Source organism: Methylobacterium sp. J-068 (assembly GCF_022829445.1).
GTDB lineage: Bacteria > Pseudomonadota > Alphaproteobacteria > Rhizobiales > Beijerinckiaceae > Methylobacterium.
The window spans coordinates 105,464-120,363 of the sequence record NZ_JAKSXY010000059.1; the positions used below are offsets into that span (position 1 = coordinate 105,464).

General features: G+C 70.0%; 18 protein-coding genes. 5 read left to right on the top strand and 13 right to left on the bottom strand.

The window, feature by feature from the left end; translation table 11 throughout:
- Positions 1 to 50: 50 nt before the first annotated feature.
- The 5 genes from MKK54_RS06690 to MKK54_RS06710 all read right to left on the bottom strand — a co-directional run bounded on the left by MKK54_RS06690 (position 51) and on the right by MKK54_RS06710 (position 4,031).
- A complete protein-coding gene (locus MKK54_RS06690; protein WP_244010008.1) occupies positions 51 to 623 on the bottom strand; it encodes an NUDIX domain-containing protein in 573 nt (190 codons plus the stop codon).
- A gap of 73 nt (positions 624 to 696) precedes the next feature.
- Positions 697 to 969: a sulfurtransferase TusA family protein gene (locus MKK54_RS06695; RefSeq protein ID WP_244010009.1), complete on the bottom strand. Its 273-nt coding sequence runs from the start codon at positions 967 to 969 to the stop codon at positions 697 to 699.
- Between the two features lie 149 nt (positions 970 to 1,118).
- Positions 1,119 to 1,574, bottom strand: coding sequence for a hypothetical protein (locus MKK54_RS06700; protein WP_244010010.1), 456 nt, complete (start codon positions 1,572 to 1,574; stop codon positions 1,119 to 1,121).
- 211 nt (positions 1,575 to 1,785) lie between these two features.
- Positions 1,786 to 3,153: a glutamate--cysteine ligase gene (locus tag MKK54_RS06705; RefSeq protein WP_244010011.1), complete on the bottom strand. Its 1,368-nt coding sequence runs from the start codon at positions 3,151 to 3,153 to the stop codon at positions 1,786 to 1,788.
- A 125-nt stretch (positions 3,154 to 3,278) separates the two neighbouring features.
- Complete coding sequence (locus MKK54_RS06710) at positions 3,279 to 4,031, bottom strand: 16S rRNA (uracil(1498)-N(3))-methyltransferase (protein ID WP_244010012.1); 753 nt, start codon at positions 4,029 to 4,031, stop codon at positions 3,279 to 3,281.
- Positions 4,032 to 4,316: 285 nt separating this feature from the next.
- Here MKK54_RS06710 and MKK54_RS06715 point away from each other — a divergent pair, with 285 nt between their 5' ends.
- On the top strand, positions 4,317 to 4,775 hold the full coding sequence (locus MKK54_RS06715) for a hypothetical protein (protein WP_244010013.1): 459 nt from the start codon (positions 4,317 to 4,319) through the stop codon (positions 4,773 to 4,775).
- Between the two features lie 63 nt (positions 4,776 to 4,838).
- The gene (gene ubiA / locus MKK54_RS06720; protein ID WP_244010014.1) at positions 4,839 to 5,798 is read left to right on the top strand and encodes a 4-hydroxybenzoate octaprenyltransferase; all 960 of its coding nucleotides are present in this window, start codon (positions 4,839 to 4,841) and stop codon (positions 5,796 to 5,798) included.
- A 10-nt stretch (positions 5,799 to 5,808) separates the two neighbouring features.
- Here ubiA and MKK54_RS06725 read toward each other — a convergent pair whose 3' ends face one another.
- Complete coding sequence (locus tag MKK54_RS06725) at positions 5,809 to 6,306, bottom strand: DUF6101 family protein (protein WP_244010015.1); 498 nt, start codon at positions 6,304 to 6,306, stop codon at positions 5,809 to 5,811.
- A 342-nt stretch (positions 6,307 to 6,648) separates the two neighbouring features.
- Between MKK54_RS06725 and MKK54_RS06730 the strand changes: the two genes are divergently transcribed.
- Positions 6,649 to 7,476, top strand: a complete 828-nt coding sequence (locus MKK54_RS06730; RefSeq protein WP_244010016.1) for a 3'(2'),5'-bisphosphate nucleotidase CysQ — start codon at positions 6,649 to 6,651, stop codon at positions 7,474 to 7,476.
- A 125-nt stretch (positions 7,477 to 7,601) separates the two neighbouring features.
- On the opposite strand, the gene MKK54_RS06735 is transcribed toward MKK54_RS06730, so the two are convergent.
- Both MKK54_RS06735 and MKK54_RS06740 read right to left on the bottom strand, forming a co-directional pair.
- Complete coding sequence (locus tag MKK54_RS06735; protein ID WP_244010017.1) at positions 7,602 to 7,862, bottom strand: AsnC family transcriptional regulator; 261 nt, start codon at positions 7,860 to 7,862, stop codon at positions 7,602 to 7,604.
- 183 nt (positions 7,863 to 8,045) lie between these two features.
- Positions 8,046 to 8,255, bottom strand: coding sequence for a cold-shock protein (locus tag MKK54_RS06740; RefSeq protein WP_026175704.1), 210 nt, complete (start codon positions 8,253 to 8,255; stop codon positions 8,046 to 8,048).
- A 290-nt stretch (positions 8,256 to 8,545) separates the two neighbouring features.
- Between MKK54_RS06740 and MKK54_RS06745 the strand changes: the two genes are divergently transcribed.
- Positions 8,546 to 8,935: a hypothetical protein gene (locus MKK54_RS06745; RefSeq protein WP_244010018.1), complete on the top strand. Its 390-nt coding sequence runs from the start codon at positions 8,546 to 8,548 to the stop codon at positions 8,933 to 8,935.
- 4 nt (positions 8,936 to 8,939) lie between these two features.
- Here the strand turns inward: MKK54_RS06745 and MKK54_RS06750 are convergent, their stop codons facing one another.
- The 4 genes from MKK54_RS06750 to MKK54_RS06765 form a co-directional block, all read right to left on the bottom strand.
- Positions 8,940 to 9,158 (bottom strand): hypothetical protein, encoded by a 219-nt coding sequence (locus tag MKK54_RS06750; RefSeq protein ID WP_244010144.1) that lies wholly within the window; start codon positions 9,156 to 9,158, stop codon positions 8,940 to 8,942.
- 150 nt (positions 9,159 to 9,308) lie between these two features.
- Positions 9,309 to 9,605 (bottom strand): hypothetical protein, encoded by a 297-nt coding sequence (locus tag MKK54_RS06755; RefSeq protein WP_244010019.1) that lies wholly within the window; start codon positions 9,603 to 9,605, stop codon positions 9,309 to 9,311.
- Positions 9,606 to 10,006: 401 nt separating this feature from the next.
- The gene (locus MKK54_RS06760) at positions 10,007 to 10,858 is read right to left on the bottom strand and encodes an NAD(P)-dependent oxidoreductase (RefSeq protein ID WP_244010020.1); all 852 of its coding nucleotides are present in this window, start codon (positions 10,856 to 10,858) and stop codon (positions 10,007 to 10,009) included.
- A 95-nt stretch (positions 10,859 to 10,953) separates the two neighbouring features.
- Positions 10,954 to 12,156 carry a pyridoxal phosphate-dependent aminotransferase gene (locus MKK54_RS06765; RefSeq protein WP_244010021.1) on the bottom strand — a complete coding sequence of 401 codons (1,203 nt, stop codon included), beginning with the start codon at positions 12,154 to 12,156 and terminating at the stop codon, positions 10,954 to 10,956.
- Positions 12,157 to 12,432: 276 nt separating this feature from the next.
- Between MKK54_RS06765 and MKK54_RS06770 the strand changes: the two genes are divergently transcribed.
- Positions 12,433 to 13,371 carry an alginate O-acetyltransferase AlgX-related protein gene (locus MKK54_RS06770; protein WP_244010022.1) on the top strand — a complete coding sequence of 313 codons (939 nt, stop codon included), beginning with the start codon at positions 12,433 to 12,435 and terminating at the stop codon, positions 13,369 to 13,371.
- A 127-nt stretch (positions 13,372 to 13,498) separates the two neighbouring features.
- Here MKK54_RS06770 and cysN read toward each other — a convergent pair whose 3' ends face one another.
- Positions 13,499 to 14,899, bottom strand: a complete 1,401-nt coding sequence (gene cysN, locus MKK54_RS06775) for a sulfate adenylyltransferase subunit CysN (RefSeq protein WP_244010023.1) — start codon at positions 14,897 to 14,899, stop codon at positions 13,499 to 13,501.
- Between the last annotated feature and the right edge of the window lies 1 nt (position 14,900).

Consider the following 14,900-nt stretch of genomic DNA (forward strand, 5'->3'; position numbering starts at 1 on the left):
ATCCGCCGTCCCGAGGGGAGCGACCGGATTCGGCATGACGCGCCGGTCCCTCACCCGACCGCGAACAGCTCCGGCCGCCTCAGCCGCAGGGTGAGCACGAGCGCCAGGGTCTTCAGGTCCGTCAGTTCGCCCCGGTCGCTGCGCGCGGCGAGTTCGGCCAGCGGGATCTCGTGGACGGTGATGTCCTCGTGCTCGCCGGCGACGCCGCCGCCGCGGCCCGTCCGGTCGGACGCTTCGTAGGCGGCCAGGTACAGGTCCATCTGCTCGGTGGAGATTCCCGGCATGCTCCAGCCGCAGGTGACCGGTTCGAGCGCGCCGAGGCGCACCCCGGTCTCCTCGTAGGCCTCGCGGCGGGCGCCCTCCTCCGGCTCCGATTCGTCGAGCAGGCCGGCCGGTGCTTCGAGGATGCTGGCGATGCCGGCGGCATAGAAGGCCGGCGTGCGGAACTGCTCGACGAGGAGCGCCACCCTGCGGGTCGGATCGTAGGGAAGGACCGCGACGGCGCGTCCGTGATCCTCGATCTCGCGCGCGAGGCGGGTCCCGTCCGGCATCGTCACCTCGGCGACGAGGAACCGGCTCCAGCCATCGTGCACGATCCGGGTGCCGCGGATGATCGGCGCCATGCTGTTCTCCCCTCAGCGAACCGCCTTCCGAGAAGCGGCCAAGACGAGGGGGACCTAGCAGCGGGTTGTCGCATCAATGAGGCGGGACCTGCGGGATTTCGGCCACGGCCTTGCGGATTGTGAAGGACAGGTGCGTCGCGCTCCGCTCCTGGCTCAGCAACGCATCGCCGGCCTCGCGCACGAGGTTCGGAATGTCGATGGCCGCCATGGGATCGGTGCAGATCACGGTGAGCACGCCGCCGGGCGGAAGGAGGCGCAGCGCCTTGCGGGTGCGCAGGGTCGGCAGCGGGCATTTCAGGCCGCTGAGATCGAGGTGCGTCGGTCCGCCGGCCTCGTCCGTATTCATGCACCCGCCTCGCCCCGCAGCCCCTCACGCGGGAGACCTAGAGCAGGACACGACCGGCTTCGACAGAAAAATCCCGCCCCCGGCGGCAGCCGGAAACGGGATTCACGCGAGGGCCGCCCGGGTGCCAGGGCACCCGGAAGGTCGAGCACTCAGTAACCGTAACCGTAGGCCGGGTAGCCATAGCCATAGGCCGGCGCACCGTATCCGTAGGCGGGGGCGCTGTAATAGCCGTAGGCGGGGGCACGGTAGCCGTAGCCGCCGCCGTAGCCGACACCGGCGTAGCCACCGTCGTAGTAGCCGTAGCGGGGCGCCTGGCTGGCGGCGATGGCGCCGCCGATGATGCCGAGGGCCGCACCGGCCGCGAGGGCGCCGCCGACGCCGGGGCCGCGACGATAGCCGCCGTAATAGCCACGGCCGTAACCGCCGCCGTAGCGACCGTAACCGCCGTAGCCGCGATAACGGACGTTCTCGACGCTCGCGTTACCGCCGGCGACCTGTCCGGCATTCAGGGCCGGCAGCGGCGCGGCCTGCGCCGCGGTGAAGGAGCCGGCCGACAGACCGATGGCGGTGGTGCCGGCGAGGGCGAGGGACAAAATTCGCGACATGCGAGCGTTCTCCGTCTCAGGGTGAAGTTAGCCTGGAAACGGCAAAGTTGGCGATCCGTTCCAGAATCGCCACAGTCAAGCTTCGAAACCGGGTGCGTTCAAGCACATTCGCGGGGCGGCCGCGCGTTCTCCCCGCCCGGGACGACGATGCCGCGCGCGACGCTATCCTCCCGCGCCATCCGGACGGCGATGCGGCGACCGCGTCGCCTCCTCAGAACACGCAGGCGGTGAAAGCCGGTTCCACGGAGCGCTGCCAGGGGCCCTCGTAATCGGCGAGGCGCTCCTCGGCGAGGGAGCGGCCGGCGGCCACGATGGCCTCCAGGGGCTGAAGGTACCGGGTCTCGTCCCGCCCCTGCGCATCCCGGCGCGCGCGGGCTGAGAGCCCCGCGCGGGCGATGGCGAGCACTTCGGCCGCGACGGCGCCGAGGGGACGCCCCGCGATGCGCGCGGCGAGGCCGAGGCGCGGCACGGTGGCGCGCAGGCTCTCGCGGTCGCAGGCGTTCCAGCCCTTGGCGATGTCCCAGGCGGCGGCGAGGGCGGTCTCGTCGTAGAGGAGCCCGACCCAGAAGGCGGCCTGCGCGGCGATCATGGCCGGACCGCCGACATCGGCGCCGCGCATCTCGATGAAGCGCTTGAGCCGGACTTCGGGGAAGGCGGTCGAGGCGTGGTTGGCCCAGTCCGAGACCGTGGCACGCTCGCCCGGCAGGGCGGCGAGGCGCCCGGCCATCAGGTCGCGGAACGAGGCGCCGGAGACGTCGTGATAGGTCTCGCCGCGCTTCACGAAATACATCGGCATGTCGAGCAACCAGTCGACGTAGGATTCGTAACCGAAGCCGGGCTCGAAGGCGCGGGGCAGCATGCCGGTGCGCTGCGCGTCCGTATCCCGCCAGATCTCGGAGCGTCGGGAGAGGAAGCCGTTCGGGCGGCCGTCGGTGAAGGGCGAGTTGGCGAAGAGGGCGGTCGCCACCGGCTGCAGCGCCAGGGCGACGCGCATCTTGGCGACCATGTCGGCCTCCGAGGCGAAGTCGAGATTCACCTGGACGGTGGCGGTGCGCAGCATCATGTCGAGGCCGAGGTTGCCGACCTTGGGCATGTAGCCCGCCATGATCCGGTAGCGGCTCTTCGGCATCACGGGCGTTTCACCCTGAGTCCATTTCGGGCTCATGCCGAGATCGAGGAAACCGATGCCGAGGGGATCGGCGACCCGCGCCGTGGCCTCGAGATGCGCGCGCAGCTCCGCCGCCGTGGCGTGCACGTCGGGCAGCGGCGCGCCCGAGAGCTCGAACTGCCCGCCGGGCTCCAGGGAGATCGCCCCACCCTCGGCACCCGCGAGGCCGATGAGGTGGCCCGCATCCTCGATGGCCTCCCAGCCGGTCTCGCGCCCCAGGCCCTCGAGCAGCGCCCGGATGCCGGTCTCGCCGGCATAGGGCACCGGCCGGTTCCCGTCGCGGTAGAACGGCACCTTCTCGTGCTCGGTGCCGATCGCGAAGCGTTCGCGCGGCTTCTCGCCCTCGGCGAACCACGCGATGAGTTCGTCCCGCGTGGTCAGGGGCGTCGTGTCGGACGTATCGCGCGCCATGCGCTGCCTCGTATCGAAGGTCGTTCAGAGGAGAGGCGCACCGGACCGCAGCGGCGTGGCCCCTGTCGGGATACCCTGCTCCATAGGCCAGCGGACGGGCGCGAACAACGCGGCGTCCCGCAGCCTCAGCGTGCGTCGCCCAGCACCGCCTGGACCAGGGCGAGCACGGAAACGGCCGCCGTGTCGGCCCGCAGGATGCGCGGGCCCAGCGACAGGGCCACGGTGTTGGGACGCGCCAGGATCAGCGCGCGCTCCTCCGGCGCGAAGCCGCCCTCCGGTCCGACCAGCACGGCGAGCGGGGGCGGCGAGGCCGGGTCAGCCGCCTGCCGCAGGGCCAGGACGGGGTCGGAGACGGCCGCGTCCTCGTCGCAGAACACCAGCAGGCGCAACGGGTTGAGCGCCGCCAGCGCCGCCGGGAGCTTCACCGCCTCGGCCAGTTCGGGCAGGCTGAGGATGCCGCATTGCTCGGCCGCCTCGACGGCGTTGGCCCGGATCCGGTCGGCGTTGAGCCGCTCGCCTTGCGTGTATCGGGTGAAGACGGGCACCAGGGTGCCCGCGCCCATCTCCACGGCCTTCTGCGCCATGTAATCCAGCCGCGCGGTCTTGAGAGGAGCGAACAGGTAGTGGAGGTCGGGCCGGGGCGGCTGCCGGCGTGTGCGCTCCCGCACGATCAGGTCGGCGCTCTTGCGGCCGGTCGGCGCGATCTCCGCCCGCCACTCGCCGTCGCGGCCGTTGAACAGCAGCACGGGATCGTCCGGGCCGCGCCGCAACACGTTGAGGAGGTAATTCGCCTGGGCTCGATCGAGGGGGAGCGTCGCGCCCGCGACGAGGTCGGCCTCCACGTGGAGGCGGGGAGCGGTGAAATCGTAGGCGGCCATGCTGCGCGTGGTCGCGTGCCGCTCGGGCCCTGTCAACGCGGATGCGGCCCTGGCGGCGGGCTGATGCGAAAGCGCAACACGCCGCAACATTGCGCCGGGAATCCACGCCCGATCGCGCCACGGGGTTTGCGGCTCGAAAGACGCCACATTCCTATGCCGAAACGGCAACAGGGACGGGTCGCGCGGGATCTTCGAGCGCATCCCGACGCGAATCAGGCAATTCCGCAACCGGTCCGGGCTCGAACCCGCCGGGGGCGTGGATTGGGGGAGAAAGGATCTCAAGGCATGTCGTTCAAGACCATCGCGGCCCTGGCCGTCGTCGGCGCGGGCCTCTTCAGCGGCCAGGCCTTCGCGCAGAACGCCGAGTGCGGCGCCATCCAGCAGACGCTCCAGGAGCGCAAGGATCTCGTCGCCAAGGCGAACGCCGCCTCGGGCTCGAAGAAGAAGATGACGCCGGCCGAGGCCTGCGCCCTGTTCGGCAAGCTGCAGGCCAACGGCACCTCCGGCATGAAGTGGATCGCCGCCAACAAGGAATGGTGCTCGATCCCGGATTCCTTCGCCGAGGGCTTCAAGGCCGATCACAACAAGGTCTCGGGCATCCGCACCAAGATCTGCGGCATCGCCGCCCAGGCCTCGAAGATGGAGGCGCAGGCCAAGGCCCAGGCGCAGAATGGCGGCGGCGGCGGCCTGCTCGGCGGTCCGGGCCTCACCGGCAGCCTGAAGATGCCCCAGGGCGCACTCTGATCCGGTGCGAACTCGTCACCCGACGCTCCAGCTCGTGACAAGACCGCGCCCGGCATCCCGCTCGTGGACGGCGTGACTGCGCCGGACGCCGAGCACCGCGTCGCCGATGCGGTGCGGGGACACTGGGTCGATCGCCGCGCCCCGCGCGCCGTGCGTCCCTACCTGCGGCTGGCGCGGATCGACCGGCCGATCGGCTGGTGGCTGTTGCTGCTGCCGTGCTGGTGGTCCGCGGCCCTCGCCGCCATCGCCTCCGGCGCGGCCTATCCCGACCCGGCCCACCTCGCGCTGTTCTTCATCGGCGCGGTGGCCATGCGGGGTGCGGGCTCGACCTACAACGACATCGCCGACCGCGACCTCGACGCGCAGGTGGAGCGCACCCGCTCGCGTCCCCTGCCCTCGGGACAGGTGCGGACGCGACAGGCCGCGCTGTTCCTGGTGGCGCAGGCGCTGGTCGGCCTCGCGGTGCTGCTGCAGTTCAACCGCACCGCCATCCTGGTCGGCATCGCGTCGCTGGTGCCGGTGGCGATCTACCCCTTCATGAAGCGGGTGATGCCGGTGCCACAGGCGGTTCTCGGCCTCGCCTTCGCGTGGGGCGCGCTGATGGGCTGGGTCGCGGTGTTCGGGCGCCTCGATGCGCCGGCCCTGCTGCTCTACGGCGGCACCATCGCGTGGGTGGTCGGTTACGACACGATCTACGCGGTGCAGGACATCGAGGACGACGAGATCGCGGGCATCCGCTCCTCGGCCCGCTTCTTCGGGCGCCGGATGCGGGGGGCGATCGGTCTCTGCTACGGGGCCAGTGCCGCGCTGATCGGAGCGGCCGCGATCCTGGCCGGCACCGGCCTCGCCGGACTCGTCGGGGTGGGGCTGTTCGCCGGACATCTCGCGAGACAGGTGCTGCGGCTCGACACGCGCGACGGGCGCGGAGCGCTCGGCCTGTTCCGCTCCAACCGGGATGCGGGCCTGATCCTGTTCCTGGGTCTCGCGGCGGACGCGCTGATCCGCCACCTCGTCTCCGGCTGAGGCCTCGCCCTCAGCAGCGGGCGCCGGAGATGATCTCGCTCTCGCGGTGGATCAGTGGGCGCACCGGCAGCGCGCCGGTCTTGCGGCGCACGAGGAAGCGCGGACGACGGCCGTTGAGCAGGCCAACCCGGCGGCGCATGCGGGTGCGGCCGAGGGCCACCGGGCCGAGCTGCGCCGAGACCACCGCCAAAGCCCCGTCCTCCTTGACGATCATCCGGGGCAGCCCGGACTTGGCCGCGCAATCCCGCCACAGGGCGACCACCTCCTCCTCGCAGAACGGCCCGAGCCGGGAGACCACCGCATCGGCGGCATCGACGAGCAGGAGGTCGAAGCGATCCTCGCCGCAGGCGTCCGAATCGTCCTCCGCGAAGGCGAGCGCGATGCCGACCGGGCGCCAGGCGCCCGTGCGGCCGAACACCGGCAGGGTCGAGATGGTGGCGGACGAAGCGATGTCGAGGACCGGAGCGGCACCCGCCGAAGGGCCATTCATGTTCGCGAAAGTGTTCATGGCTCGTACACCCTGTTGGCGTCGGCAATCTCTATGGACCGCCCGTCTATGACAAGCAGATTTGCATCTAACCTCCTCCAAGCACCTTAAGAGTGAGCGTTAAGCGAGTGTGGACGAGGCTGAAGCACTCGGAATGCTCAACGTTTCCTTGCCGCGATCGTAGACATTGGCCCGTATCGACATCTGCGCGGCTCAGCTTGTGACAAGTCCAAGGGCACCCTACAACGGGTGGGCCGCCGCGCTCCACGCCGATCTCTTCCCGCTGACGCCTCCCCGCCGATGCCTGCGGGACGGACGGCACCTCGAGCGCAGCGATCGCCCGCCAGAACCCGACGGAGACGCATGTCCGACCCGATGTCACCGGAGGCCACGCACGCCCTCGTTCCGGCGCTCCGCGAAACGATCCGCGAAGCGGCCGCCCTCGCCCTGCCCTTCTACAAGGCCGGCCGGCAGACCGGCGCGCGGGTCTGGTCCAAGGCCGGGGGCTCGCCGGTGACGGAAGCCGACGTGGCGGTGGACACGTTCCTGAAGGTGCGGCTCAGCGCCCTGCTTCCGCGCGCGGCCTGGCTCTCCGAGGAAACCAGCGACGACGCGGTGCGCCTGAGGGCGGACCTCGTCTGGATCGTCGATCCCATCGACGGGACCCGCGCGTTCATGTCGGGGCATCCCGACTGGTCGATCGCGGTGGCGCTGCTCTCGGCGGGCCAGCCCGTGCTCGGCTTCGTCCACGCCCCGGTGACGGACACGTTCTACGAGGCCGTGGCGGGCGCCGGCGCCACCCGCAACGGAGAGCCCATCGCGGTCTCGGATCAGGTGGCCATCGAGGGTGCCCGCGTGACCGGGCCAAAGCCGATGATGGACCGCCTCGCGCGCGGAGCCGCCCGCGACGGCGTGCCGCCCGAACTCGTTACGGTCGAGCGCGTGCCCTCCCTGGCCCTTCGGGTGGTGCGCGTGGCCGAGGGCTCCATCGATGTGGGCTTGGTCTCGCCGAACGCGCGCGATTGGGATCTGGCCGGCGCCGACCTGATCCTGCGGGAGGCCGGCGGCTCGGTCAGCGATCTCCAGGGACGGCCGACCACGTATAACCGCCCGGACCCCGTGCACGGCGAACTCGTCGCCATGTCGCACGGGCTGCGTGACGCCGTGGTGGACGCCATCGCGCCTCGCTGACCCGTCGCGGGGCGTGTCTCCGCCGGCGTCGCAGACATGCGAAAACCCGGCACCTGCGTGCCGGGTCCAGCGAAATTTACGGGGGATGCGGTGCCGTCGCGCTCAGGCACTCCGGCACCAGGGGCTCACGCGTGCTCGCGCAGGGCGACGGCCTCGGGGGCCATGCCGAAACGCTCGGCCAGATGCCAGCGCAGTTCGCGCGGTGAGTGATAGTTGTAGGAGGTGTCGATCAGGTGGCTGAGGTCGATGGTATCGATCTCACGGCCCATGGCCTCGTGAGATTTGGCCTCTTGAGACATCGTGCGCTTCAGACGGCCGACCTTGAATGTCGCCGCATCCGTGATGGGCGAGCGGGCGCCGCGGCGCCGGGTATATTCAAACAACATATTTTTCTTATGTACTTTCAAAGACTTGGATGTGCAGGCCCCTGCGGGCTCGAATCGTTGGTGTGAAAGGATTGCCGGTTTCGTCGGCCCGTTCTCCCCGAACGGGTATCGGTCGCCAGCGGCGGATCGGCCTCGCGAAAGGCCTGTCGGGGGACGCCAGCCCGAAGGCTGGCGCCGGAAGCGTCAGGCCGCCTGGAGGTTACCAGCCGAGTCCTTGCCGCTGCGCTTGTCGGTCTGGATCTCGTAGGAGACCTTCTGACCTTCGATGAGGTTGCGCATGCCAGCGCGCTCGACAGCGGAGATGTGAACGAACACATCCTTGCCGCCGTCGTCAGGCTGAATGAAGCCGTAGCCCTTGGTCTCGTTGAACCACTTAACAGTGCCGGTATTCACGAAATAGATCCTCGTATCGTTCGTCGACCAACAGCCAGCGATGACTCGCGAACAGCTGCGGATCCTCTTCGGTTGGCCTGACGGAATCAGCAGGACGTGAGAAGCTTGACGATACAAGCGCTCCGTTCACCGATGCCCGCTGATAAGACATGTAGTCCGATCATGCGGCCGCAACAAGGCGTCCGATCCGATCGAACGGGCGCGAGGCGGCGCGCCGAGGCCGCCCGCCCCTGTGTTCTTTAACGCCCCGACCGCATATAAGGGTTCCTGAGCAGGCATTTAGGCGATCCATGGCGGGCATCTCGGTTTCCCTCGAAGGCGCGAACATTCAGCTGTCGTTCCAGAAGGACGATCAGGCGACGGCGGTGGTGATGGACGCGCGCGCGGCGCGCGCCCTCGTGCGCGCCGTCGGTCAGCTCCTCACCGCCATCGACGAGCCGGACGACGGGGACCTGCCGGACGACCTGAGCGACGAGGAGATCGCGATGCTGGACGTGACCTCCTCGGCGATCGAGGTCGGGACCGACGAGCAGGGCCAACCCGTGGTGGCGCTGCAGGCGGGCGCGCTGCCGCCGTTCCAGCTGCGCTTGACGGACGAAGAGGCCCGCCACGTGGTGACGAGCCTCTCCGAGATCCTCAGCGCGCCGCGCGACGTGCGCGCGTCGCACGGCGACCATTGATCCCCTACATGCGGACGCCCGGATCGGTTGGGCCCCCGGGCAGATAATCGGGTTCCGAACCGGGACCGGTCGGCTCGTCGATGCCCGGATCGTTGACCGGGTAGGGCGTGCGCGGCCCTGTGGGGCCGATATCCGGTTGCTCGTCGGGTGTGGGCGGGGTCGGAAGATCGCCCGGAATGCCACCCGGAAGCGGCTCGGGGATCGGCAGACCTGGATTGGCCATATCGAGAGCGGCCATGCGGCGCCTCCTGTCGCGTTGCGGGGTATGCCCACCAACCCCCCGGAGCCGGAGCGGTTCCGGGGCCGGGCGAGAACGCACCCTGGCGCGGGGGCCGCTCCGCCGCATGCGCCCGCCGCCGAAAACGGGCCGAACTCAGCGCCTGGCGACCGCCTTCTGCACCTTCGCCTTGTCGGACGCGGTACCGGCGAAGAGTTCCGAGAGGCGGCGCTGATCGAGGCCCTTCGTGACGTCGGGCTCGGTCAGGACGGCCGGGATCGCGTCCAGCTTTCGCGGGGTGATCGATCCCGTGGTCACGGGGTCGGCGAGGTCCGCCAGGACGCGGGACGAGGCGGTGGGCTCGCGCTGGACGCGCATGACCCAATGGGCGGCGGTGGAAAGCGCGGCGACCGCGAGGATCGCCTTGATGCCACCGGTGAGGAGGCGTCTCATCGTATTCAGGCCCGAAACTACGCGGTGGCACGCGACCGGTTCCCCGGTCACCGCCTACACTTGCCCACGAGCGTTAATGATCGGCCCAGCGCCACGGCCGCGCTTCGTCCCGGTTCGACACGGGAACGTGATCGGCGGCGACGATTGGCCGGGACACTTTCGAGGTGGGCCATGCGCCACGGCGGCGGTTCCTGTTCCCCGCGCCCGTGACGCACCTGCCGCGACCCGGCCCACTAGGCCTCACAGGAAACCGCGCAGAGAACTGGTCCGCACCGCCCCGTCACGACAAGCCCCGCCGCCATGCCAAGTCCGAGAGGGTTCGCGAAACCATCGGACGCCTCGGCGTCAGGGACGCTCGATGTAGGCGGCGGGCCTCTCGCCGGCAACCGACATCGGCCGCCTCACCCCGGCTGCGACGATCCGCACGCCTCGGCGAAGGCCCGCAGGATCGCGGCCTCGTCCGCTCCCTCCTCGGCCGAGAGGCGCGCATAGAGGTCCGCGATTCCGGAAAAGACCTGCCGTCCCGCCGCGTCGTCCCCCAGGAAGGCGCCGATCTCGCCCATCTCGGCGACCCAGCGCCGGGCCTTCGGGAGCATGTCGGGCAGCCGGGAGCCGAAGCGGGCGAACAGGTGGGGCTCGTTCTCGGCCAGTTCCGCCCGCAGGGCCTCGCCGGCCCCCGCCCGTTCGGCGGCGAGCACCATCAGGGCCGCCAGCGCCGTGAGGCCCTTGTTGATGCCCGAATAGGACATCTTCAGCGCGGAGGCGGCGCCGATGCCGGCCGCCATCGGGCGGATGTCGAGGCCGTACCGGGTGAGGTCCAGCATCGCCTCCGCCTCCGCGCCGGCGACGTGGAGACGGGGTCCCTTCGTACCGGGCTGCGGCGGCAGGCCGATGATCGCGGCATCGAGGAAGACCGCGCCGGTCGGCGCGATGCGGTCCGCGATTGCCCGCACGGTCTCGACGTCGACCGCGTTGCAATCGGCATAGGCGGGCTTGCGCTCCGCCGCCGCGAGCGCCGGCGCCAGACGCTCCGCGAGGGATGCCGCGTCCGCCGGCGGCACGATGGAGAGAAGGAGATCGGCCCGCATCAGGCCCGCGAGGTCGGTCTCGACCATGCCGGCGGCCGCCGCCCGCGCGCGGGTGGCGGGGCTGCGCCCCTCGAGGACGGTGAGGACCTCGGCACCGTTCTGCGTGAGGCGGGCCGCGATGGCGCTGCCCATGGCACCGGCGGCCAGGATGGCGATCGTCGTCATGGCGCATGTCCCTCCCAAACGGGAAACGACCGCGCCCGAGACTCGGGGGCGGTCGTTGTGAAGCGGGCCGGGCGTCTTCGGTTCCGGCCGGCGCCTCAGCTCAGCGAGCCGCAGAAGCGCTGGATGCGGGTGCAGGCTTCCTCCAGCGCGGCGTTCGAGGTCGCGTAGGAGATGCGCAGGTTCGGGCCCAGACCGAAGGCCGAGCCATGGACGGCAGCGACCCCTTCGGCCTGGAGCAGCTCGACCACGAAATCCTCGTCGGTCTGGATGACCTTGCCGCTGGGCGCCTTGCGCCCGATGGTCTCGGCGCAGGACGGGTAGACGTAGAAGGCCCCCTCCGGCGTCGGGCACTTCAGGCCGTTGGTCTGGTTCAGCATCGAGACCACGAGGTCGCGCCGGGTCTGGAAGGCCGCGCGGAACTCGGCCAGATGCGCCTGCGTCCCCTCGAGGGCGGCCACCGCCGCCCATTGCGAGATCGTCGAGGCGCCCGAGGTCTGCTGGCCCTGGACGAAGTCCATGGCCTTGATCAGGTGCTCCGGACCGGCCGCGTAGCCGATGCGCCAGCCCGTCATCGCGTAGGCCTTGGAGACGCCGTTCATCGTCAGCGTGCGCTCGTAGAGGCCGGGCTCGATCTGGGCCGGCGTCACGAAGGCGAAGTCGCCGTAGGTCAGGTGCTCGTACATGTCGTCGGTGAGCACCCAGACGTGGGGGTGGCGCATCAGCACGTCGGTGATCTTCTTCAATTCGGCATGCGCGTAGGCCGCGCCCGAGGGGTTCGAGGGCGAGTTGAGGATGATCCACTTGGTCTTGGGCGTGATCACCCGCTCCAGCTCCTCCGGCTGGAGCTTGAAGTCGTGCGCCATGTCGGTCTCGGCGAAGACCGGGGTGCCGCCGCACAGCACCACCATCTCGGGGTAGGAGACCCAGTAGGGACGCGGGATCACCACCTCGTCGCCGGGGTTCAGGGTGGCGAGCAGGGCATTGTAGATGACGTGCTTGCCGCCGGTGCCGACGATGGTCTGCGAGGGCTTGTAGTCGAGCCCGTTCTCGCGCTTGAACTTCCTTGCGATCGCCTCGCGCAGGGGCACGATGCCGGAGACCGGCGGGTACTTGGTCTCGCCCCGGCGGATGGCCTCGATGGCGGCATCCTTGATGTGCTGGGGCGTGTCGAAATCAGGCTCCCCGACCGAGAGGCTGATCACGTCCATGCCCTGCGCTTTCAGCTCGCGCGCCTTCTGCGTCATCGCGATGGTCGCGGACGGCTTCACGCGGGACAAGGCGTCGGCCAGAAAGCCCATGGTGGGATGCTCCTGATGATCGGTCCGCGACGGCACGGACGGAAACGTAGGCACGAACGGGAAACGAGGGCACGGGCGGAAACGGAGTGATCATTCTTGGCGATCATTCTGCCCGCGAGGCGCGCGGACCCTAGTGATGCGCGTGTCTCGGGGCAAGATACAGGCTCCGTGGGCGGCGCGCCCCGATTCGCACGGGGGGCTTGCGCTCGGTTGCTGGTGGACCGACGTCGCGTTAAGCGCTGCCGCGCACGATTTCAGGTTGGGAGAGGATCATGGATGCCCGATGAGTTGGCGGCCTTCATTCACGAGGGGCGCGACGGCTGGCTGTTTCTGACGGCGGGCAGCAACAACGTTATCGGACAGTTCAGTGACAGCCCGGCCATGAAGCAGCGGCTCCTGGACTGGAAAGCCCTGCTCATCGCCCGCGCCCGGCGCTGCGACAGCCTCGGCACCACCTACCAGCACGTGATCGTGCCCGAGAAGCTGACGGTCTACGACCATCGGCTGAAGGGACTGGAGATCGACCAGCGCCTGTCGCCCGCGCTCCGCCTGCGCCAGAGCCTGATCTGGCATCCGCTCGTCCGCCGCGCCTGCGTCGATCTGGTGGACGCCTTCCGCCGCAGGAGCCGGAGCGAGGATCTTTACTTCCGCACCGACAGCCACTGGTCCTTCGCGGGGCGCATGCTGGCCTACCGGACCCTGTGCCAGTCCCTCGGCGCCGTGGCGCGGGAGGACATGCCCGAGCGCCCCTTCGTGGAGCAGGCGTTCCAGGGCGACCTCGGCGGCCAGATGGTGCCGCCGCAATCGGAATCCGCGCGCTTCTACGATCTTCGGCGCGACGCGGTGCGGCACTACGCGAGCCCCATCGTCGAGAAGCGGGAGGCGATGCATGCGATCGAGACCCTGCATGTCGGCGCGCACGTGATCTACCGGAACGCCTCACCGGAGGCCGACCCGCGCCGCCTCGTCCTGTTCGGCGATTCCTACTCGCACTTCGCGCCGTCGATGTGGACGATCATGCTCGCGGAGACGTTCCGCGAGGTGCATTTCATCTGGTCGACCTCGATCGACTGGCGCTACGTCGAGCGCACCATGCCGGACATCCTGGTCACGCAGATCGCCGAGCGCTTCATGTTCCAGGTGCCGGACGACACCTTCGACCTCGCCGCCTACGTGGCCGAGCGCTTCGGCGCCGAACTCGGGGTCGAGGCGTAGGGCCGAGCGCCGATGCCGGCCCCGTGAGGAACGCGAAGAACGCCGGCCCGAAGGAAATCGGGCCGGCGTTCTCGCTTCGATCCCCGATCCGGCCCGCCCCGGTTCGGGGCGAGACCGGGCCGGCTCGTCAGATGCCGCCGAAGACCCAGCGCAGCTTCGACAGGAAGCCGCCGCCCGAGCGCTTCTCGCGCACCTCCGCCGGCTCGTCCCTGGCCGGGGTCGCCGAAGCGTCGGCATGGATCAGGCCGAGGGCCGCCGTGTCGGTGGTCTCGCGGTCGATCAGGATGAAGCCGCCCGTGTCGCGGTTGGCGGTGTAGGCGTCCACCGCCACGGCGCGGTCGAGGGTCAGGGTGACGTCGGCGATGTCGTTGGCGGTGAGGCGGGCGGCCGGTTCGGCCTTGCCCGTCTCGGGATCGATGCGGGTGCGGATCGACGACACCACGGCGTTGACCGTGACGGTGCCGATCTTGGCCAGCAGCGTGGCGCCGGGCATCAGATCGGTCTCGGCGGCCCAGAACAGGCGGGCGTCGATGCTGTCGGTGACGCGCATCGGCGCCTCCGCCGTGACGATCACCGAACCGCGCGAGGCGTCGATCTCGTCGGCGAGGACCAGCGTGACCGACTGGCCCTCGACCGCGTGGGGCAGGTCGCCATCCGCGGTGAAGATGCGGGCGATCTTCGAGGTGCGGCCCGAGGGCTCGACGATCACGGCGTCGCCCGGCGCCACGCGGCCGCTGGCGATGAGGCCGGCGAAACCCCGGAACTCGGAATTCGGGCGGTTGACCCACTGCACCGCCATGCGGAACGGCGCGGCCTGCTCCTCGACGCGCACCGGCACCTCTTCGAGGTACTGCAGCAGGGGCGTGCCCGTGTACCAGGGCGCGGCGGCGCCCGGCAGCACGACGTTGTCGCCGTTCTTGGCCGAGAGCGGGATCGCCCGCACCTCGGTGAAGCCGAGCGGCGCCGCGAAGGCGTCGAAGGCGGCGAGCAACTCCTCGAAGCGGGTCTCGGACCAGCCGACGAGGTCCATCTTATTCACCGCGAGGGCGATGCGCCGGATGCCCAGCAGCGAGACCAGCAAGGCGTGGCGCCGGGTCTGGCGGGTCAGGCCCTGGCGCGCATCGACCAGGATCACCGCCACGTCGGCCGTGGAGGCGCCGGTGGCCATGTTGCGGGTGTACTGCTCGTGGCCGGGGGTGTCGGCCACGATGAAGGAGCGCTTGTCCGTGGAGAAGAAGCGGTAGGCGACGTCGATGGTGATGCCCTGCTCGCGCTCGGCCTGGAGGCCGTCCACGAGGAGGGCGAGGTCGATCTCGGCCCCTTGCGTGCCGTGCTTGCGCGAATCGCGCTGGAGCGCCGTCACCTGATCGTCGAAGATCTGCTTGGTGTCGTGCAGGAGACGGCCGATCAGCGTCGACTTGCCGTCGTCGACGGAGCCGCAGGTGATGAAGCGCAGGACTTCCTTGTTCTGGTGCGCGGTCAGGAAGTCGTCGTAGCCGAAGGACTGGGGTGCCTGATGGATCGTCATC